At 68.9% G+C, this 19,082-nt stretch carries 25 protein-coding genes; 12 read left to right on the forward strand and 13 right to left on the reverse strand.

Going from position 1 to position 19,082, the window contains the following annotated elements; all coding sequences use genetic code 11:
• Positions 1-41: 41 nt before the first annotated feature.
• Entirely contained in the window at positions 42-1,112 is a 1,071-nt protein-coding gene (gene corA / locus ACIA8G_RS37615) for a magnesium/cobalt transporter CorA (RefSeq protein WP_396423529.1), read from the reverse strand.
• A 276-nt stretch (positions 1,113-1,388) separates the two neighbouring features.
• On the opposite strand from corA, the gene ACIA8G_RS37620 reads away from it, so the two are divergent.
• Both ACIA8G_RS37620 and ACIA8G_RS37625 read left to right on the forward strand, forming a co-directional pair.
• Positions 1,389-1,892 carry a MaoC family dehydratase gene (locus ACIA8G_RS37620; protein WP_396423530.1) on the forward strand — a complete coding sequence of 168 codons (504 nt, stop codon included), beginning with the start codon at positions 1,389-1,391 and terminating at the stop codon, positions 1,890-1,892.
• On the forward strand, positions 1,846-2,889 hold the full coding sequence (locus ACIA8G_RS37625; protein ID WP_396423663.1) for a DUF2332 domain-containing protein: 1,044 nt from the start codon (positions 1,846-1,848) through the stop codon (positions 2,887-2,889). The genes ACIA8G_RS37620 and ACIA8G_RS37625 overlap by 47 nt, the downstream gene beginning before the upstream one ends.
• A 28-nt stretch (positions 2,890-2,917) precedes the next feature.
• On the opposite strand, the gene ACIA8G_RS37630 is transcribed toward ACIA8G_RS37625, so the two are convergent.
• Complete coding sequence (locus ACIA8G_RS37630) at positions 2,918-3,337, reverse strand: NUDIX hydrolase (RefSeq protein WP_396423531.1); 420 nt, start codon at positions 3,335-3,337, stop codon at positions 2,918-2,920.
• Here ACIA8G_RS37630 and ACIA8G_RS37635 point away from each other — a divergent pair.
• The 4 genes from ACIA8G_RS37635 to ACIA8G_RS37650 all read left to right on the forward strand — a co-directional run bounded on the left by ACIA8G_RS37635 (position 3,309) and on the right by ACIA8G_RS37650 (position 5,776).
• The gene (locus ACIA8G_RS37635; protein ID WP_396423670.1) at positions 3,309-3,632 is read left to right on the forward strand and encodes a hypothetical protein; all 324 of its coding nucleotides are present in this window, start codon (positions 3,309-3,311) and stop codon (positions 3,630-3,632) included. The genes ACIA8G_RS37630 and ACIA8G_RS37635 overlap by 29 nt on opposite strands.
• A 65-nt stretch (positions 3,633-3,697) precedes the next feature.
• Complete coding sequence (locus tag ACIA8G_RS37640; RefSeq protein WP_396423532.1) at positions 3,698-4,258, forward strand: PH domain-containing protein; 561 nt, start codon at positions 3,698-3,700, stop codon at positions 4,256-4,258.
• A gap of 36 nt (positions 4,259-4,294) precedes the next feature.
• Positions 4,295-5,152 (forward strand): PHP domain-containing protein, encoded by an 858-nt coding sequence (locus ACIA8G_RS37645; RefSeq protein WP_396423533.1) that lies wholly within the window; start codon positions 4,295-4,297, stop codon positions 5,150-5,152.
• A gap of 9 nt (positions 5,153-5,161) precedes the next feature.
• Positions 5,162-5,776, forward strand: a complete 615-nt coding sequence (locus ACIA8G_RS37650; protein WP_396423534.1) for a MarC family protein — start codon at positions 5,162-5,164, stop codon at positions 5,774-5,776.
• Here ACIA8G_RS37650 and ACIA8G_RS37655 read toward each other — a convergent pair.
• Positions 5,773-6,075 carry an ArsC/Spx/MgsR family protein gene (locus ACIA8G_RS37655; protein ID WP_396423535.1) on the reverse strand — a complete coding sequence of 101 codons (303 nt, stop codon included), beginning with the start codon at positions 6,073-6,075 and terminating at the stop codon, positions 5,773-5,775. The two genes, ACIA8G_RS37650 and ACIA8G_RS37655, sit on opposite strands and share 4 nt — an antisense overlap.
• 42 nt (positions 6,076-6,117) lie before the next feature.
• On the opposite strand from ACIA8G_RS37655, the gene ACIA8G_RS37660 reads away from it, so the two are divergent.
• Complete coding sequence (locus tag ACIA8G_RS37660; protein WP_396423536.1) at positions 6,118-6,957, forward strand: RecB family exonuclease; 840 nt, start codon at positions 6,118-6,120, stop codon at positions 6,955-6,957.
• A gap of 141 nt (positions 6,958-7,098) precedes the next feature.
• Complete coding sequence (locus tag ACIA8G_RS37665; RefSeq protein ID WP_396423537.1) at positions 7,099-7,395, forward strand: hypothetical protein; 297 nt, start codon at positions 7,099-7,101, stop codon at positions 7,393-7,395.
• 28 nt (positions 7,396-7,423) lie between these two features.
• On the opposite strand, the gene ACIA8G_RS37670 is transcribed toward ACIA8G_RS37665, so the two are convergent.
• The 10 genes from ACIA8G_RS37670 to ACIA8G_RS37715 all read right to left on the reverse strand — a co-directional run bounded on the left by ACIA8G_RS37670 (position 7,424) and on the right by ACIA8G_RS37715 (position 15,856).
• On the reverse strand, positions 7,424-8,068 hold the full coding sequence (locus ACIA8G_RS37670) for a response regulator (RefSeq protein ID WP_396423538.1): 645 nt from the start codon (positions 8,066-8,068) through the stop codon (positions 7,424-7,426).
• 121 nt (positions 8,069-8,189) lie between these two features.
• On the reverse strand, positions 8,190-9,074 hold the full coding sequence (locus tag ACIA8G_RS37675) for a type II secretion system F family protein (RefSeq protein WP_396423539.1): 885 nt from the start codon (positions 9,072-9,074) through the stop codon (positions 8,190-8,192).
• 1 nt (position 9,075) lies between these two features.
• On the reverse strand, positions 9,076-10,689 hold the full coding sequence (locus tag ACIA8G_RS37680) for a VWA domain-containing protein (protein WP_396423540.1): 1,614 nt from the start codon (positions 10,687-10,689) through the stop codon (positions 9,076-9,078).
• Positions 10,686-12,038: a CpaF family protein gene (locus tag ACIA8G_RS37685; protein ID WP_396423541.1), complete on the reverse strand. Its 1,353-nt coding sequence runs from the start codon at positions 12,036-12,038 to the stop codon at positions 10,686-10,688. The genes ACIA8G_RS37680 and ACIA8G_RS37685 overlap by 4 nt, the downstream gene beginning before the upstream one ends.
• Complete coding sequence (locus ACIA8G_RS37690; protein WP_396423542.1) at positions 12,035-13,189, reverse strand: CpaE family protein; 1,155 nt, start codon at positions 13,187-13,189, stop codon at positions 12,035-12,037. The genes ACIA8G_RS37685 and ACIA8G_RS37690 overlap by 4 nt, the downstream gene beginning before the upstream one ends.
• A gap of 8 nt (positions 13,190-13,197) precedes the next feature.
• A complete protein-coding gene (gene cpaB / locus ACIA8G_RS37695) occupies positions 13,198-13,947 on the reverse strand; it encodes a Flp pilus assembly protein CpaB (RefSeq protein ID WP_396423543.1) in 750 nt (249 codons plus the stop codon).
• Positions 13,948-13,962: 15 nt separating this feature from the next.
• Positions 13,963-15,045 carry a TadE/TadG family type IV pilus assembly protein gene (locus ACIA8G_RS37700; RefSeq protein ID WP_396423544.1) on the reverse strand — a complete coding sequence of 361 codons (1,083 nt, stop codon included), beginning with the start codon at positions 15,043-15,045 and terminating at the stop codon, positions 13,963-13,965.
• Positions 15,033-15,437: a TadE/TadG family type IV pilus assembly protein gene (locus tag ACIA8G_RS37705; RefSeq protein ID WP_396423545.1), complete on the reverse strand. Its 405-nt coding sequence runs from the start codon at positions 15,435-15,437 to the stop codon at positions 15,033-15,035. The genes ACIA8G_RS37700 and ACIA8G_RS37705 overlap by 13 nt, the downstream gene beginning before the upstream one ends.
• A 66-nt stretch (positions 15,438-15,503) precedes the next feature.
• Entirely contained in the window at positions 15,504-15,659 is a 156-nt protein-coding gene (locus tag ACIA8G_RS37710) for a Flp family type IVb pilin (RefSeq protein WP_396423546.1), read from the reverse strand.
• A gap of 2 nt (positions 15,660-15,661) precedes the next feature.
• Entirely contained in the window at positions 15,662-15,856 is a 195-nt protein-coding gene (locus ACIA8G_RS37715; RefSeq protein ID WP_396423547.1) for a Flp family type IVb pilin, read from the reverse strand.
• Positions 15,857-16,057: 201 nt separating this feature from the next.
• On the opposite strand from ACIA8G_RS37715, the gene ACIA8G_RS37720 reads away from it, so the two are divergent.
• From ACIA8G_RS37720 to ACIA8G_RS37735, 4 genes are all read left to right on the forward strand, one after another.
• A complete protein-coding gene (locus tag ACIA8G_RS37720) occupies positions 16,058-16,666 on the forward strand; it encodes a prepilin peptidase (RefSeq protein WP_396423548.1) in 609 nt (202 codons plus the stop codon).
• A gap of 89 nt (positions 16,667-16,755) precedes the next feature.
• Entirely contained in the window at positions 16,756-18,069 is a 1,314-nt protein-coding gene (locus tag ACIA8G_RS37725; RefSeq protein WP_396423549.1) for an O-antigen ligase family protein, read from the forward strand.
• Positions 18,066-18,500 carry a hypothetical protein gene (locus ACIA8G_RS37730; protein ID WP_396423550.1) on the forward strand — a complete coding sequence of 145 codons (435 nt, stop codon included), beginning with the start codon at positions 18,066-18,068 and terminating at the stop codon, positions 18,498-18,500. The genes ACIA8G_RS37725 and ACIA8G_RS37730 overlap by 4 nt, the downstream gene beginning before the upstream one ends.
• Positions 18,501-18,660: 160 nt before the next feature.
• Positions 18,661-19,080 carry a hypothetical protein gene (locus tag ACIA8G_RS37735; RefSeq protein WP_396423551.1) on the forward strand — a complete coding sequence of 140 codons (420 nt, stop codon included), beginning with the start codon at positions 18,661-18,663 and terminating at the stop codon, positions 19,078-19,080.
• Positions 19,081-19,082: the final 2 nt, after the last annotated feature.

Genomic DNA, 19,082 nt, shown 5'->3' on the forward strand with positions numbered 1-19,082 from the left:
ACAGGGCCCTTCTACAACGAACAAAGCGAGCAAAATCGGGGTCAGAGCCAGCGATTTCGGCGCAGTATTCGGTAGAGCGTCAGGCAGGCGATGAGGACCAGGCTCATCACCAGGGGATAGCCGAACTTCCACTTCAGCTCGGGCATGTAGTCGAAGTTCATGCCGTACACACCGACGACCATGGTGGGCACGGAGATGATCGCGACCCACGAGGTGATCTTGCGCATGTCGGTGTTCTGCTGCAGCGTGATCTTCGCGAGCGTCGCGTCGACCAGCGTCGTCAGCAACTCGTCGAACGCGGTCACCCGCTCGGACACCTCGGTGAGGTGGTCGTCGACGTCGCGGAAGAACGCGCGCACCTGCTCGGGGATGAGCGGCGTGTAGCCCTCCGCCAAGCGGCGCAACGGGTTCGCGAGCGGCATCACCGCGCGGCGCAGCTCGAGCACCTCGCGCTTGAAGAGGTAGATCTGCTCCGCGCTGACCTGGCTGCGCGGCGCGAAGATCCGCTCCTCCATCGTGTCGATGTCGGCCTCGATGTGCGACGTGACGTCGAGGTAGTTGTCGACCACGTGGTCCGCGATGGCGTGCAGCACCGCGGACGGACCGACCTCCAGGCGCTCCGCGTCGTCCTCCATCTCGTGGCGCAGCTTGGAGAGCCCGGAGTGGTTGCCGTGCCGCACGGTGATGACGAAGTCCTTGCCCAGGAACACCATGATCTCGCCGGACTCGACGATCTCGTTGGCGGAGTCGGGGGACTCGTTGGTCACGTAGCGGACGGTCTTGAAGACCATGAAGAGCGTGTTGTCGTACCGCTCGAGCTTCGGGCGCTGGTGCGCGTGCACCGCGTCCTCGACGGCGAGCTCGTGCAGGCCGAACGTCTCCGCGATGCCTTCGATCTGCTCGGCGTCAGGCTCGTGCAGGCCGATCCAGACGAAACCGTCCTTGCGCTTGCGCACCTCTTTGACGGCGTCGGTGTGCGTCCACCGGCCGGGCAAGCGCTTGCCGTCCACGTAAACCGCGCAGTCGACCACGTAGTGCGACAGGGGCACGGGAACGTGCCCTACCGGGCGTTGCTGCGCGCCACGGCCGCGGATCGAGGGCAGGCTGGGCATGAGGAGTTCCTCCAGGTACACACGTCGGCGTAAGAACGACAAGCACGACGAGCGTCCTGACCAGGGGAATCTCCGGATCTAGAAGATCACCTCGGTGAGGACGCGCTTGGTACTCGCAGGGTGGGGGTCCTTGCTCATTTAGGGGTCCTCACCTCCTTGGGGCGAAGTGCACGGGTGGTGGAGAAACTCACACACCAGTTGCCGAGGGTACTCCCTGTGCGTTCAGACTGTCTCCCCACCTGAGGCAGATCTCGATCACACGTAGTTGGAGGCGCGGTGCAGTTCGGTCGGTACTACGAGGAGTTCGAGGTCGGAGCGGTTTACAAGCACTGGCCCGGCAAGACGGTGACGGAATACGACGATCACCTGTTCTGCCTGCTCACGATGAATCACCACCCGCTCCACATGGACGTGAACTACGCGGAGAACACCACGGACTTCGGCAAGAACGTCGTCGTCGGCAACTACATCTACTCGTTGCTGCTCGGCATGTCCGTGCCCGACGTCTCCGGCAAGGCGATCGCCAACCTGGAGATCGAGTCGCTGCGGCACGTGAAGCCGACGTTCCACGGTGACACGATCTACGGCGAGACCGAGGTGCTCGACAAGACGCCGTCGAAGTCGAAGGACGACCGGGGCGTGGTCTACGTGGAGACTCGTGGCTACAAGCAGGACGGCACGGTCGTGTGCATCTTCCGCCGCAAGGTCATGGTGCCGAAGCAGTCGTACGGTGATGCTCGTGGCGGCGAGCAGCCTGGGCGCCCCGAACCCAAGGAGTGAAGTGACTTCTCTGGATCTGGCACAGCAGCGCCTGCGCGAGTTCGCGGCGGAGGCGGCGGGCATCTCGCCGCTCTACGAGCACCTCGCCTCGCGGGCTGCCGAAGATCCGGAGGTCGCCGACCTGCTGACCGCCGCCAGCGAGGACAACGCCACGGGCGAGCTCCTGCTGGCGGCGGCGCACCGGCTGGTGCAGGCAGAGCCGTTCCACCAGCTCTCGAACTACTACCCGTCGCTCGGCGGGACCTACGGCGCGGACGAGAACACCTGGCCGTTGTTCCGGGACTTCCTGCTGCAGCGCGCCGAACGCGTGCGCGGGCTCGTGAGCTCGCAGGTGATCCAGACCAACGAGGTGCGGCGCGCCGCCCTGCTCTACCCGGCCGTGGTGGCCGCGGCCAAGCAGGCGGGCGGGCCGATCGGGCTGGTGGAGGCCGCGACGACCGCGGGCCTGCTGCTCGGGCTCGACCAGTACTCGTACCGCTACCAGACCCAGGAGGCGGGCCAGCTCGTCGCCGGGCCGGCCAAGGCCGCGCTGGGCCTGCACTGCTCCCTGGAGCTCGCGCCGGGCGCGGTGCTGCCGAAGCTGCCCAAGACGGTGAAGGTGGCCGCGAAGGCGGGCATCGGGGTGGCGACCGCCGACCTGACGGACGAGGACGCGTACGCCTGGTTGGAGGCGTGCGTGTGGGCCGACCAACCGGAACGGCTGCGTCTGTTCGGTGTCGCCTGCGGGGTGCTGCGCAAGAACCCGCCACGCCTGGTCACGGGCGACCCGGTCGCCGACCTGGCCAAGGCGGCGGAGCCGATCGACGCGCCGCTCGTCGTCATCACGAGCGGGTCCGGACTGGACCTCGTGCCTGCTTTGTCGGCTTTGGGCAGGCCTGTCTGGTGGGCCGCGCACGAGGGCGGTGAGCTGCGGCTCATCCGTGTGCGTGACGCCGACGTCGAGACGACCACTCTGGCGACCACCGAGGCCCACGGGGGACGTCTCGTTTGGCGTTGAGGGCCTTCCTCGAACGCGTGAACCCTGATCAGGTTCTGGGCAGGCAGTCCCACTCGGAGAGCGCTTCCACGAGCCCTTCTGTGGTCGGAAGTGTGGCCAAGGTCGCACTGTCCACCCAAGCGACATCCGATGCGTCGTCGCCCGCTTGGAGCACACCCGACGTGACCTGGCATTCGTAGTCGAAGATCAAGAAAACCCCGTTCGGGGCGGGTCGCTCGACGCTGCCGATGAGGCGCCCGGCGGTAACGGAGAGTCCCGTTTCCTCGGCTACTTCCCTAGTCACGGCAGCCTCGTCCGTCTCATTTGGCTCCACGCGTCCCCCTGGTATTGACCACAGGCCCTCACCAGGCGGATTGGCGCGTCGCACGAGCAGTAGTCGCCCGTTCGAGTCATGCACGATGGCTCCGACACAGCGGATCGTGCGCTCACTGCTGCCCGTCACGAACACGAAGCGTAGTCACCCCGGAACGGCGGTGCAGTCCACTACCCCGGCTGCGGTACAAATCTCCCAAGGCACTGAATCGTGCTGTACAACGGTCACGAACGGCGCCAAACGGGTGCGGACCGCGGACGGGGTGGACACCGTGAACTTGAAGAAGATCCTCACTTTCGCCGGAATCGCCTTGCTGCTGTTCTTCCTGATCGCGGAGCCGCAGCAAGCCGCGCAGCTGGTGCAGAACATCCTCAACTCACTGCGAACTGCAGCTGAGGCCCTGATCACCTTCGTGCGACAATTGTTCTAGTCCCTCGGCACGCCGGGAGGCTGGGAGCAGGGCACTGGCTGGGATCGGGAAAGGGCTGGTAGCGCATGTTCGCACCACGTGATCCGGACGACTACCTCCTGTCGAGCGAGCGCCGGGTCATCAGGGTGCGCAGGCACTGGACCTCCCTGATCTGGGACGTCCTGGAGGCGGGAGCACTGCTCGCCGGCTTCATGATGATCTCGTACCTGCTCCCGGCCGACGCGGGCGTCATCCAGAACATCCTCTGGTACGCCGCGCTGCTGGTGTTGCTGAGGCTCTCGTACTTCATCATCGAGTGGTGGGTCGAGCGCATCGTCGTCACCGACAAGCGCTTCATGCTGACATCGGGCGTCTTCGAGACCAAGGTCGCGATGATGCCCATCAGCAAGGTCACCGACCTCACCTACGAGCGCACCGTGGGCGGCCGCATGTTCGGCTACGGCACGCTGATCGTGGAGTCGGCAGGTCAGATCCAGGCGCTGAACCGCCTGGAGTTCCTGCCGGACCCCGAAGAGGTCTACGACGCCATCTCGGAGCTGACCTTCGGCGACAAGAAGGCGCAGGCCGAGCGGTTCTCGATGATCAAGGCGCAGCGGGCCGCGCGCGGGAAGAAGATGGTCCCGTAACACGGGCCGTGCACCACGTCGTCCACACTGGACGACGTGGTCATCGATCTGCACACCCATTCGTCCGAGTCCGACGGCACCGACAGCCCTGCCGAACTGGTGAAGGCGGCGGCCCGAGCCGGACTCGACGCGGTGGCGATCACCGATCACGACACCGCCGCCGGGTGGGCGGAAGCGGCTGCCGCATTGCCCCCTGGCCTGCGTCTTGTGCGTGGCGCCGAGCTGTCGTGCGAGTGCCCTGACGGCTACGGCCGCACCATCACGGTGCACCTGCTGGCGTACCTGTACGACCCGACACACGCCATGTTGATGAAGGAGCAGGCCCGGCTGCGCGAGGAGCGGCGGCACCGGCTCCAGAAGATGGCCGAGATGATGCAGGACGACGGCTTCCCCATCGACCCGGTCGACCTGATGTCGCGGTTGCCCTTCGACGCACCCGCCGGGCGCCCGCACCTCGCGCAGGCGTTGATCCGCGCCGGTGTCGTCTCCTCCGTGGACGAGGCGTTCGCGACGTTCCTGACGGGCGGCCAGTACTACGTGGGGCGCACGGACACCCCGGTCGAGCGCGCGATCGAGATGATCACCGAGGCCGGCGGCGTGACCGTGCTGGCCCACCCGTTCGCCCACTCGCGCGGCCCTGTGGTGGCACCGTCGGTGGTGCGTTCGTTGGCCTCTGTTGGGCTGGCGGGCGTTGAGGTCGATCATCCGGACCACGATGCTGAGACGCGGAAGTCCCTGCGTGCGCTGGCTGACGAGCTGGGCCTGGTGGTCACCGGGTCGAGTGACTACCACGGCACGAACAAGACGGTGCGGCTCGGCGCGGAGACGACGGCGCCGGAGATGCTGGATGCTCTGGCCGAACGGGCGACGGGCAGCAAGATCCTCGTGGGATAGGCGGTTGCGATGTTCAACGTGCGGCTGTTCATCGAGGCCTCGATCACGCTGCTGGTGATCATGGACCCGCCCGGCACCGTGCCCGTGTTCCTGAGCCTGGTCGGCCGCAAGTCGCGTGACCAGCGCAAACGTGCCGCACGGCAGGGCGTGCTGGTGTCGTTCCTGGTGATCACGCTGTTCGCCGTCGCGGGCAACTCGATCCTGGCGTACATGCACATCGGCATCCCGGCGCTGCAGGGCGCGGGCGGGTTGCTGTTGCTGCTGATCGCGCTGGACCTGCTGACCGGCAAGGGTGCGACCCAGCACCCCGAGGTCGAGGACGTGAACATCGCGATGGTGCCGCTCGGGACGCCGCTGCTGGCCGGACCAGGCGCCATCGCCGCGACGATCGTGTTCGTGCGGCAGGCGGATGGCGCTCTCGGGTCCTACCTGGCGCTGGCAGCGGCGATCGTGGCCGTGCACCTGATCCTGCTGGGGACCCTGCGGTCCGCCGGCCTGCTGATCAAGGTGTTCAAGGAGAGCGGGATCCTGCTCATGGCCAAGATCGCCGGTCTGCTGCTGGCCGCGATCGCCGTGCAGCTGGTCGCGTCGTCGGTGCAGGGCTTCATCTCTTCTGGCGTTTAACGCTCGATGTGCGCGCTGTCGCCGTCGATGATGATGGGGCGCTCGATCAGGCTCGGGTTGGCGACCATGTGCGCGATCCACTGGGCGCGGTCGTGTTCGAGGAGCTTGGGGTAGGCGGGTTCCTTGGTTCGCGCGATCTCCCAGGGCTCCTTGCCGAGGAGCGTGAGGACGTGGTCCAGCTCTTCGGCCGTCGGGACGTCCTCGAGGTAGCGGCGTTCGGTGTACTCGATGCCCTCGTCGTCGAGGCGTTGCTTGGCGGCGCGGCTCTTGGAGCAACGGGGGTTGTGCCAGATCTCCATGCGCCTCATTTTCTGTCAGGGGTGCTGAGTAACTTGGTCGGGGTGGAACAACTCGGCTTCGACTTCGGCACCACGGCACCACGTCGTCTAGTGCGCGTGACGCCCGCGAAGCTCTCGACGTGGACTGACTGCCCGCGCCGCTACCGGATGACGTACCTGGACCGCCCGTCGCCGCCGCGGGGCGGGGCCTGGGCGCACAACACGCTGGGCGCGGTGGTGCACAACGCGTTGAAGGCCCTCTTCGACCTGCCCGCCGAGCGTCGCACGCCGGAGCAGGCCGTGGCACTGCTGAACAGGCAGTGGAAGTCCGAGGGTTTCCGCGACGTCGACCAGGCCGCCGAGTACCGGTCGCGCGCCGCGGGCTGGGTGCACGACTACGTGTCGTCGCTCGACGTGTCGTTCGAGCCGCTGGGCGTCGAGCGCTGGGTCTCGTCGCCGACCGAGCGCATCGTGGCCGAGGGCCGGGTCGACCGCATCGACTACCGCGACGGCGAGCTGGTGATCGTCGACTACAAGACCGGCCGGCACGTGCTGACCTCCGACGACGCTCGCGGCTCACAGGCCCTGGCCCTGTACGCCCTCGCGGCCAGGCGGACGCTGCGCAAGCCTTGCCGCCGGGTGGAGTTGCACCACCTGCCGTCCGGGTCGGTGGCGGTGTGGGAGCACACCGAGGAGTCGCTGGCCAGGCACGTCCGCCGCGCCGAGGAGGCAGCCGACGAGATCGACCTCGCCGCCGAGACGCTCAAGGCCGGGGGTGACCAGGAGATCCTCTTTCCGCCGGTCATGGGTCGTCAGTGCCAGTGGTGCGACTTTCGGCGCAGCTGTCCGGAGGGGCAGGCTGCGGCGCCTTCGTTGGAGCCTTGGGCGTTGCTGGCCCCGTAGGCCGGCGCCGGACCTTGGGCTGGTGCGGTGATCGTTGTCGGCACCGCAGGTCAGGCCGCAGAACCGATTCCTGGGCCGCGGGCGCGGCCCGAGCCCTCGAGCCGCGGGCACCGCTGGCCCCGTAGGGTGGCGGGAGTGGAAGTGGAAGCAGCAAAGCGACCGTCGCGGACCTACGGAATCCTGCGCGCCGTGAGCGGAGTGCTCGCGGTGGGCCTGGTGCTGCTCGCCCTGGGGAACATCGGCGTCCAGTTCTACGCAAACGCCCGCGACCTGCCCGGCCCCGGCACGCTGTCGGTGGTCGCGCACGTCGTGGCCGCGCTGCTGGGGATCGCCGGGCAGATCGTGTCCGACCGGTACGGGGACTGGAAGGCGCCTGTCTCGTCGCTGGCGGTGCTGGCCGTGAGCGGGGCGACGCTGTGGACGTTCTGGTGGGCGTGAGCCACCAGTCGGCAGAGTTCTGGTGGGCCTAGGCCGTGGCCGCGTCGCTGCGGATCAGCCCGTTGCGCAATGCCGCCATCAAAGCCTGCGAACGGTTCGAGGCGCCGAGCTTGTCGTAGAGGCGTGACACGTAAGTCTTGGCCGTCGACGGGCTGACGTACAGGGTGCGAGCGATCGCCGGGATGGACACGCCGTCGCGCAGCAACGCCAGCACCTCGCGCTCGCGCGGGCTCAGTGCCATGCGCTCGGTCGCGGACTGGCGGCGGGCCATGGCCAGCGCGAGTCCTGCCGCGGTGAACGACGACGCGGCCACGGCGGCGTGCCGGATCGCGCACAGGATCTCCTCGACCGGGGCGGTCTTGCCGACGAACGCCGACGCGCCTGTCTCCAGGGCGCGGAACAGCACGTCGTCCTCGCCCTGCGACGTCAGCACCACGATGCCCAGCGACTGGTGGCGGTCGCGCAGGTCGCGGGCCAGGCGCAGGCCGTCCTGGTCGGGCAGTGCCACGTCCACGGTCACGACGTCCGGGCGGGCCGCGGCGATGATGCCCGGTGCCTCGGCCGCTGTGTGCGCCTCCGCGACGACCTCGAGATCGGGGTTCGCGGCGGCGAGCGTCGTCAGGCCGTAACGGGTGAGCGTGTGTCCGTCGACGACGACAACTCGGATCGCCATGAGCTGCCCCTCTCTGCTGAAGGTTCAACCCGCATGTCGTTCCAACGGTCTCACTTGGTTACACCGAAGGGACTAACAGGGTCGTTGGTCCTCGACAGCCAGGGACCGACGGGCTCGCCCGTCAGAGGTTCATCAGCACGCGAGCGATGCTGATCGCCCCCGGCCCGATGATGACCACGAACATCGCCGGGAACAGGCACGCCACCAGCGGAAACAGGATTTTCACCGGCACCTTCTGCGCCAGTTCCTCGGCCCGCTGGCGGCGCCGGACGCGCATTTCGCGCGCCTGTTCGCGCAGCACCTGGGCGATCGGCACGCCCAGCTCTCCCGCCTGGGCCAGAGCGGAGACGAAAGCGCGGAGCTCGGTGACCGTGGTGCGTTCGGTGAGGGCGCGCAGGGCCTGGTTGCGCGATTTGCCGATCTGCATCTCCTGCAGGACGCGGGCGCACTCCTGGGCGAGCGGGCCCGCGGTGTTGCGGGCCACCTGGGCCAGGGCCGCGTCGAAGCCGAGGCCCGCCTCCACGCAGACGGTGAGCATGTCGAGGGCGTCGGGGAGGGCGCGGCGGATCTTCTCCTGGCGTTTCTGGCCCGCGTTGAGCAGGAGCAGGTCGGCCAGGAAGAACCCGAACACCGCGCCTGCGGCGAGGCCTGCCAGCAGCCAGCCGACCGAGCGGACGCCGATCAACGCTCCCAGGCCGCCGCCCAGCAGCAGGCCGAGGCCCTTGGCGGCGAGCACGCGGTCCGGGGTCCAGGTGGGCGGGTTGCCGGCCAGGTCGAGGCGGCGCTGGAGGTGCTGCGCCACGCCTGCGGGGGACAGCCGCAGGGCGATCGAGCGCAGCCAGCTCGGTGAGGAGTGCACGACCGCGGTCTCGGGGAGTGCGACCGAGTAGCTCGTTTCGATCAGGGCCAGCGAACCGGCGGCGGTCACGCGTGGCTTGGCCACCAGGGCGACGACTCCCAGCAAGAACGCGAGCAGAAGGCAGCCGAGTGCGGCGACGAGCACCATGTCACACCTCCACGCGCACGAGTTTGCGCATCCAGAACGAGCCGAGGACGACCATCAGGGCAGCGAACGAGAGCATCAGGATGCCGATCAACGTGGTGTAGAGAGGCCGCATGTACTCCGGGCGCATCCAGAACAGGAAGGCGGCGAGACCGATCGGCAGGCCGACCAGGACGTAGGCGGACAGCCGTCCCTCCGCCGACAGGGCGCGGACGTGCCGGCGGGTCTGGGAACGGTCGCGCATCGTGGCGACGGTGTTCATCAGCACCTCGGCGAGGTTGCCGCCGACCTGGCGCTGGATCCGGACGGCCATCACGACCCAGGCGAGGTCGGCGCTGTGCATGCGGGCGGCGACCCGGTCGAGGGCGTCCTCCAGCTCCGCGCCGATGCGGGTGGCGGCCAGCGCGCGGGAGAACTCGCCCGCGGTGGGCTGGGTGTCGTCACGCACGACGGCGTCGATGGACTGGGCCAGCGAGAATCCCGAGCGCAGCGAGCTGGCGATCAGCTGCAGCACGTCCGGGAGCTGGTCGGCGAACGCGGCACGGCGCTTGGCGATGCGCATCCTCATGAACACCGCCGTCAGCAGCCACCCGCACAGCACGCCCACCGGCACACCGAGCCACCAGGTCGTCAGCAGGCTCAGCACGGCGGCGAGCACGGCCGAGACGCAGGCTCGCAGCACCGTCCACTCCGCCGGACTCGCCTTCATGCCCGCCAGGTCGAGCCGGTCCGCGATGCGGGCGGAGCTGTCGGCGCTCAGCACGCGAGCGGTCCACACCACGGCGGTCTGCGCGGCCTGGCTTTCCTCCTGCACAACGGGTTCGCGTGGGCCGTAGTGGTCCAGGTGCCGCTCCAGCCTCCGGCCGGCGGAGGAACGGCGCGGCGACAGCAGCACGAGCACGCCGAAGAACACCACCAGGAACGTGCCGCCGATCAGCACTCCTGTCTGCCAGTTCAGGCCGGGCTCCGGAGCGGGGACGGCCACAGGCGCAGGTGCCGGCGGGGCAACAGGTTCCGCCGTCTGAGCAGGCGGTGCCGGCGAAGGCACCGCGAGAGCGGCGAAAGCGGCGGCCAGCGCGGCGGCGTCGGAGGCGGTCAGCAGCCGGCCACCGGCCGCGGACGCGATGCGCCGCAACGCTTCGTCGCTGTACTGGAAGCCGATCACATCGGTCGGCACGCCGGAGGACGCGACGGCCGACACAGCGGAGTCCACAGTGGACTTGCTGACCGTGTCCTCGCCGTCGGAGATGATCACCATCCGCCGCTCGGCGATGTCCTTCAGCGCGGACAGCCCGACCGGGACGGCGTCGAACAACGAGGTGTCACCCTTGGCCTGCAACCGTTCCAGTGCTCCGGCCAGCACGCCGCGGTCCGCGGTGGGCGCGACGACGAGCGACGGCTGCGACGAGAACGTGACCAGGCCGACCTGCACGTCCGGAGGCAGCGAGCCCACGTAGGCGGCGATCGCCTGCCTGGCGACGACGATCCGGTCCGGCGCCATCGAGCCGCTGGTGTCGAGCAGCACCACCACCCCGCGAGATGGTGCGGCAACGGCGAAAGCGCTGAACGCGAACGTCAGCAAGGTGCCGATCAGGAACCCGGCGAGCACCCTGGTCATCGCGGTCCCCCTCCGAACAGGTGCGGCGGCACGTCGATGCCCCGGTCCCGCAGGCGTTGCACGAAATGCGGGCGCAACCCCGTCGACTGCAGCTGACCCCGGTAGAACCCGCGCTCGTCGACGCCCGCGTGGAAGTCGAACTGGAAGATGTCCTGCAGCGTCACGACCTCGCCCTCCATCCCGATGACCTCGGTGATGTGGGTGATGCGCCGCGTGCCGTCCTTCAGTCGGGACTGGTGCACGATCAGGTCGATCGCGGACGCCATCTGCTCGCGGATCGCCCGCGCCGGCAGGTCGACGCCGGCCATGAGCACCATGGTCTCCAGGCGGGACAACGAGTCACGCGGCGAGTTGGAGTGCACGGTGGTGATGGAGCCGTCGTGCCCGGTGTTCATCGCCTGCAGCATGTCCAGGGCGGCGCCGTCGCGGACCTCACCGACGATGATGCGGTCGGGACGCATGCGCAGTGCGTTGCGCACCAGGTCCCGCACCGCGACCTCACCGCGCGACTCCACGTTCGGCGGTCGGGCTTCCAGGCGCAGCACGTGGTCCTGGCGCAGCTGGAGCTCGGCGGCGTCCTCGATGGTGACGATGCGTTCGTCGGCGGGCACGAACGACGACAGCACGTTCAGCGACGTCGTCTTGCCGGAGCCGGTACCACCGCCGATCAGGATGTTCATCCGCCCGTGGACGCAGGCCTGCAACAGGTACGCGGTCGCGGGCGTCAGCGTGCCGAAGCCGACCAGGTCGTCGACGGTGAACGGGTCCGCGGCGAACTTGCGGATCGTCAGCACCGAGCCGTCCAGCGCGATCGGCGGTACGACGGCGTTGACGCGGCTGCCGTCGGGCAGGCGGGCGTCGACCATCGGCGATGCCTCGTCGACCCGCCTGCCGACCTTGGCGACGATCTTGTCGATCGTGCGGCGCAGGTGCGACTCGTCCGCGAACGCCACCGGAACCGGCTCGAGGCGGCCCCCGCGCTCGACGTAGACCTGGTCGTGGCCGTTCACCATGATCTCGGAGATGGCGGGGTCCCGCAGGTAGGGCTCCAAAGGCCCGTGGCCGAGGATCTCGTCCAGCACCTCCAGGGCGATGCGGGCGCGGTCGGCGTTGGTCAGCGGTGTCTCGTCGCGTTCCAGCACCGCCTGCAACGTCTGGCGGACGCGGGCTTCCAGCTCGCGCTGGTCGAGGTGCGCGTCGTAGAGCTTGGGGCCCAGGACCTCCAGCAGCCCGGCGTGCACGCTGCGCTTGACCTCGGCGAACGGGTCGGCGGCGCGTGCCTGCCTGCGCAGCGGAGGCGTCGGCGAGGTGGATTCCCGTTGCGCGGCAATGCGATTGGCCAGGCTCATCGGAACCACCTCTTCGACTTGGCCGCGGCGACCGCCGGTTCCACGAGGACGTGTTCACGGGCGAACCGCGCGATCGCCTCGCTCACCGGGTGTTTCGGCAGGTCGAGGACGATGGGGTTGCCCTTGTTGACCGAGATCGGCACGTCCCGGCTGGACGGCACGTGCGCACGGATGTCGCTGCGCACAACGCGGTCGATGTCGTCCATCGAGAGGCCGACCTTCGCGTCGGAGCGGTTCAGCACGACCGACCGGATGTCGTGCGCGTACGACAGCAGGTCCAGCATGTCGAGCGTGACCCGCAGGTTCTTCAGCGCGGGCACGTCCGGCGTGGTCAGCAGGACGTGGTGGTGCGAGGAGTCCATCGCGGCCAGAACGTGCTCGCTGAACGCCGACGGCGTGTCGACCACGACGTAGTCGAACATCGACGGCAGCACCGCGAGCAGCTCGCTGACCAGACCGGCCGGAATCCGTTCCGCGTCACCGGGTTCCACGGGTGCGAGCAGCGCGCTCAGCCCCGGCCGACAGGCGGTGAGCAGCGATGACGCGCCCGCCGCGTCGACGTGGCCGAGCATCCCGAGGCCGTGCACGATCGTGCGAATCGGTTCGGCCCGAAGGCAGATGCCGACGTCGCCGAACGAGAGATCGAGGTCCACCAGGCAGACCGAGCGCTCGCCGCCCGCCGCGAGCACCGCGGCGAGGTTCACCGCGAGCGTCGTCTTGCCGCACCCGCCCTTCGCGGCGAACACGGTGATCACCTGGCCGTTCCGGCGTTCGTCCGGCCGGGGCTGCGGCACACCGGTCACCTGGGCGGACAGCTGTCGTGATCGCGCGCAGGCGTCCACCAACGCGGCGAGGTCGTCCTGTGCGACGACTTCGCGCACACCGGCACGCAGCGCCCTCGTCAGGACCACTACGTCGAGCACGTCGCGCAGCAGCACCACACCGACGGCCGGGCGTTGGAGGCGCAACGCCGAGGTGAACGTGAGTGCTTCGTCCAGGTCGATCGACGCACCGACGACCACGAGCGACTCGACGGGGTCGGAGGCCAGCAGCCGGCGGGTCTCGGCGAGTGTGCCCGCGGCGCGGACGTCGCCGCCGAGCGCGGGGGAGAGCTGTCCGGCGCGGGCGGCCGGCTCACACAGGATCGTCATGGCACGCCTCAGTTTCCGAACAGGGAGCGGTTGTCGACGCCGTTGCCCGGCGCGATCTCGGACTTGCCGCCGAGCAGCGCGAAGTAGAGCGTTCCCGTCTGCTGGCCGTGGATGAGCCTCTCCGCATCGGCCTGCTTCACCGCGACCGTGACGATCGCCTTGCCGACGTCGCCGTCCTGCGCTGCCTTCTTCTCGTCGACGACGGAGAGGACCTCGAGGCCGGTCAGCAGCAGGCGGGTGGACTGGTTCCGTTCGTACTGCTTGGAAAGCCCGTCACCGGCCGGGGTGTTGCCCTTGCCGTCCATCACGGTGAACGTGTCGAACACCGCGACCTTCGAGCCCTTCTGGATCAGCCCGCCCGCGCGCTGCCAGGCTTCGGTCGGCACGGTCACCGCGATCATCCCGTCGGGGATCGAGATGCCCTTCGCGAGCGAGGCCGGCTCGGTGAACAACGCCTTGGTGAGCAGCTGGCCTTCGGCGATCTCCGAGGACGTCACGAGCTCGGCCAGCGACGAGTCCACTTCGGACAACGTGTTGGCCGGCACGCTGCTCTTGGGCATCTGCTGCTGTTCCACGAACTCCTTCAACGCCTCAGCGGTGGTGCCCGCGGGGACGCGGTCCTTCGCGACGAGCACGGTGATGGCCTGCTGGCCCGCGATCGCCCGTGAGTCGGCACTGCGGACGTAGAGGAACACCCCGGCGCTGCCTACGACGGCCAGCAACACCGCCAGGATGATGAGGATCGCGCGGTTCTTCATGACGACTCCTGGGTTTCAGCCGGTGAGCTGGACGATGCGGGCACCGAGATCGGGGCCGCCGATGGTGCCGGTGTTGGGCATGAGGCCCTGGACGAAGTAGCCCGCGACGCACTTGTCCGAGCCCTTGCACTCGTTCTTGCCGGTCAGCCAGTCCTTCTGCGAGGCGCCGGGCAGCCAGTAGCCGGTGACGACGAAGCCCGCGAAGCCGGCCAGCGTGTACGTGCCGCCGGTGCCGGTGCCGGTGACCTTGGTGTAGATCGGGAGGTAGACGGCCTGGCGTGAGGTGAACGCGCTCGCCAGCGCGGCCTTGCAGTCCTTGTCCGAGGAGGCACCGGTGTTCGCGCTGTAGGTGTTGTTGCTGATCTCCACCGAGCAGTCGGAGTTGGTGTCGTCGACCCAGCCGAACATGCCGGGCCCGTCCGAACCCGACGGGCCGCTGGGACACGTCGTGCCACCCGTGGTGTGCAGCTTGAGCACGCGGTGCACCGACACCGGCGGGGTTGTGGGCGGTACCGGGCCGAACGTCGTGCCGCTGGAGGTCGCCTGGTTCCACTCGCACCACGAGATCGTGAGAGCCATCGTGGTCGCGGTCTTCGGCGGGCCCCACGTGGCGCGGGCGCAGGCGGCGACGCGCGTTCCCTCGTAGGAACCGTTGCCCGCCAACGTCCTCGCGAACGCCGGAGGCAGCAGTGTGTCTCCGCCCGCGGTCTGCGTCGAGGTGTGCACGTCCACGTACTTGATGCCCGAAGCGGGCTTGGCGGGGCAGTCGACCATCGCTCCGGTCGACGCACCGCACGAGGACAGCACGCCGTTGCCGTCGAACCCGCACACCTGGTCCACTGTGGACACGCCGTCCTTGGCGTTGTGGTTGGCGAAGTAGTTGGCCTTGTTGACCATGCAGGTCGAGGCGCCGGCGGCGCACCCGCGGGCCACTGCGAGCGCGCCCGCGTCGGCGCCGTTCTGCAGCTCGGCCCGCTCCTGGTACATGATGCCGACGTCGATGACGATCGCGCCCATGCCGAGCAGGACACCGAATCCGAGCAGGATGCCGATGAGGACACCGAGCGCCCCGCGGTCGTCAGACCTCAGCTTTCGCACGGCATGACCCCCTTGGCGCTCAGCAGGATCGGGGAACCGAAGCCGCCACCGCCGAACATTCCGGCGAGGCCGCCGACGGGCGTGACGAACTCGAAGGTGTAGGTGGCCTCCACCTCGGCGTCTTCGTCGTCGGGGGTCGCCGGACAGGCGGTGACCGTGACACCGATGCTGGCGGGATCCAGCCCTGCGGCGGCGTCCTCCGTGCGGCCGGTCGGGTTCGGTTGTTTCAACGCGGCGACGCGGACGCCTTCACGTGCCGCCTGGGTGAGTGTGATCTGGGCGTGCAACGCGCGCCCGAAGTCGACGATGCCCATCACCAGGATCAGCAGGATCGGCATCAGGAGTGCGACTTCGACAGCGGTCGCGCCGCGATCGCGAGCATCGTTGTTCATGACCGCTCCGAAGAAAGGTGCGCGGCCGGCGGAGGGGAGAACGCCGGCCGCGCGGAACAGGAGACCTCAGCCGTCGATGACGTCGGCGACGAACTCGAACATGGTTGCCATGTTCTCGCCGACAGCGGTGACGGCGACCAGTGCGGCGACTGCGATCAGCGCCAGCATCAGGCCGTACTCGACGGCCGTGGCGCCGCGGTCGGATTCGTGCGGACGCCTCACGGTCAGGCCAGCTCGGCGGCGATCTGGTTGAACAGCGCCAGCAGGTTGGTGCCGAGCAGGGTCACCGCGGCGATGATCACGATGGCGATGAGGGCGACCATCAGGCCGTACTCGACGGCTGTCGCGCCGCGGTCGTCGTCTTCGCGCTTGACGGTGCGGGTGAGGAACGTCTGCACGTAGCTGAGGAAGGTGAGCATCGCGGTCTCCTGGGGGATGGATCCGACTGGGACTCCGCAACTGTGCGTTACGAGGAATTCGCGCGGTATCGGGCGAACTGGTGTAACGAACGTGCAGTTCGGATGACATGTCGGTCGATCGGGGGACACGGTGTCGGCTTGTCGGTCCGACCTGGCGCCGTCACGTTCCGTTGCGGCCACGGGCGATCTACCGTCGGCCGCATGACTCTTCTCTGGGCCGTCGGTGGCGCCGTGGGCGGACTCGCGTCCGGCGTCGCGTTGCGCGACCTGGTCGGCCGCTTCACCCGCACCGGGTTCGCGCTGCCGCTCGTGTCCGCGACCGTGCTGGCCCTGCTCGCGGCCAAGTTCGCCGGTTCGGTCGAGGTGCTCGCGTTCGCCTGCCTCGGCGCTATGGGTGTCGCGCTCGCGTTCATCGACACGGCCGTGCGCAGGCTGCCGGACGTGCTGACCCTGCCCGCGTACCCGCTCGTGCTGATTCTTCTCACTGTCGCCGCGCTCACCGGCGGCACGATCGGCGCGCTCGGCCGGGCGGTGCTCGGCGGCCTCACGCTCGTGTTCGTCTACCGGGTGCTCGAGTTCCTCAACCCCGCCGGGATGGGGTACGGCGACGTGAAGCTGTCCGGTGTGCTCGGCATGGCGCTCGCCTGGCTCGGGTGGCCGGTGCTGCTGCTCGGTGCCGCGCTGGCGTTCATCCTGTCGGCCGTGGTCTCGCTGGTTCTGCTGGCGCTCAAGCGAGTCACCCTCAAGAGCACGCTGCCGTTCGGGCCGTTCATGCTGCTGGGAGCGTTCACCGCGGTGCTGCTGAGCTGACGCACATTGACACTTCCGCTGCGGCCACCTGACACCTACAGTGTGCTCGACCTGCTTGGGGAGCGGGTTCGAGCGCTGGGGGAAAGTCGATGGCTGTGGGGGATGTTGTTGGCGTGCGCCGGGAAACGGTCGCGCTGCCGATGCCGAGTCTGTTGCTGGTCGCCGGGTTCGCCGCGGCCGTGGTCGCGCAGGGCGGGTACTACCTGCCGGGCCGGGTGCTGTCCGGGCTGCTGGTCGGGGTGGCCGTCGTGCTCGCCCGCCCGCGGCCAACTCTGCTCGCGGCGCTGGGTGGAGCGCTCGCGCTGTGGGCTGTCCTGCGCGGGTTGCTCGAAGGGGAAGTGCTGGCGGCGCTGCCGACCGTCGCGGCGGCAGGGGTGTTCGTCGGCGCGGTTCTCGTTGCGGCACAGGCCGATCGGGAACAACGCGAGTTGCTCGCCACGGTCGTGGCCGGTGTGGGGGCGCTGGTCGGGCTCACCGGGTGGGTGGCCGTGGTGTTCCGGATACCGTCCTGGACGACGGTGGCCGAAGGGCTGCTGAGGGCCGCCTCGACGTTGACCTACCCGAACGCGGCCGCCGCGGTGATGGCGGCCGGGGTCGTGGTGTCGCTGGTCCTGCGGCCGTCGCTCCTCACGTCGGTGATGAGTTTCGTGTTGTGCACGGGGATCGGCGCCACGATGAGCCGCGCGGGTGTGATCGCGCTGGCGGCCGGGTTGCTGGTGCTGTGCGTGTTCGAGGGCTTCAAGAAGACCATTGCCGCTGCTGCGCCACCGTTGCTCGGGGCCGTGGTCGCGGTCGGCGCGTTGCTGCCGACGATGCGGCTGGCCGACGAGCCGGAGGTGTTGCTCGCGGTCGCCGGACTGGTCGTGGGTGCCCTCGTGGCGCTGGGTCTGCCCAGGCTGGGGCGGTTCGTGGTGCCGGTCGCGGTGCTGCTGGCGGCCGGTGGCGCGATGGCGGCGTTCGCGTTCGCGGACAGGCTGGCCTCGCGCGTCTCGTTCAGCTCACCGGACCGCAGCGGGGCCACCGGAGCGGCGCTGGAACTGGTGGCGAAGGCACCTCTGTTCGGCGCCGGGCCAGGAAATGGATCTTTTTTCTTCGCCAGAGTCAACGACGGCGCCCGCGTCATGCGTTACGTGCACAACGAGTACCTCCAGGTGCTCGTCGAGCTGGGGGCTGTCGGGCTGTTGCTGGCGCTGGGGGTCGTTGCCGCCGTGCTGATCGCCATGTGGCGAGGGCGCGGGACTTCGTTGTGGGCGGGGGCGCTGGCGGCTGTCGTCGTCCTGCTCGTGCACAGCGGTTTCGACTTCCTGTGGCACCTGCCTGTCGTGCTCATCGTTGCCGGCCTCTGCGCCGGACTGGGTTTTCCGCCCACGAGGGGCGGAGTGAATGAGGGGACAGCAGCATGAAGAAGCTCTCTGGGGGCAAGACGCTCGCCGTGGCCGCCGTCGCCGGTGGTGCGGTTCTCGCGTCCGTCGCGCCGGTGCTGGCGGACGTGAGCGCCCAGTCGCCTTCGACCGCGGCGATCAGAGTCGAGTCGCCGGCCAAGTGGAAGGCGTGGGGTGCCGCGATCGAGGTCCAGGTGACCTACGCGTGCCAGCCCGGTAGCAGCCAGGCCTACTTCAACTTGTCGGTGACCCAGTCCGTGGTCGGCGGCGTGGCCGTCGGCGGCGCGTACAAGGACAACCTCAACTGCACCGGCGGGTTCGAGACCACGACGGTGAACGTCACGGCGAACGACCGCGCCTTCCGCTGGGGCACCGCGTTCGCGAAGGCCGAACTGCGCGGCTACCCGAACTCGGTCGCCAGGGACGAGCGCGAGATCAAGATCGTCCCGTGAGGCAGCGCGGGTCTGGTCCACCGGCCAGACCCGCTTTTTTCTCGATCAAGGCAACCTCGGCACCCCGGTCGTGCGTGAACTGCACGACGAGTACCGGAAGGTTCTCGTCCACCAGGGGCTCTCCGTCCACAAGGGACGGAGTGATCGAGGGGGTAGCAGCATGAAGAAGTTCTCACGGGGAAGAACGCTGGCCGTCGTCGCGGTCGCGGCCGGCGCGGTCCTCGCGTCCGTCGCGCCGGTCATGGCGGACGTCAGCACGCAGTCACCGTCGGCGGGGATCAAGGTCGAGCCGATCGCGAAGATCCAGGCCGCGGGGGCGGCCGTCGAGATCAAGGTGACCTACACGTGCCCGGCCGGCTTCTCGAGCTACGTGTTCCTGGACGTCAACCAGGCAGTGATCGGCGGGGTCGCCAAGGGCGCCGACTCCGCGGAGGTCCGGTGCACGGGCAAGCCGGAGTCCGTCTCGCTCATTCCCATCGCGCAGGACAGGCCGTTCCGCTGGGGCAGCGCGTGGGTGAGGGCCAACCTGACCTCGTTCCCGGGCACCGTGGACGAGCGCACGGTGACGATCCTGCCGTGATG

This window comes from Lentzea sp. NPDC051213, assembly GCF_044455585.1.
Classification (GTDB): Bacteria; Actinomycetota; Actinomycetes; order Mycobacteriales; family Pseudonocardiaceae; genus Lentzea.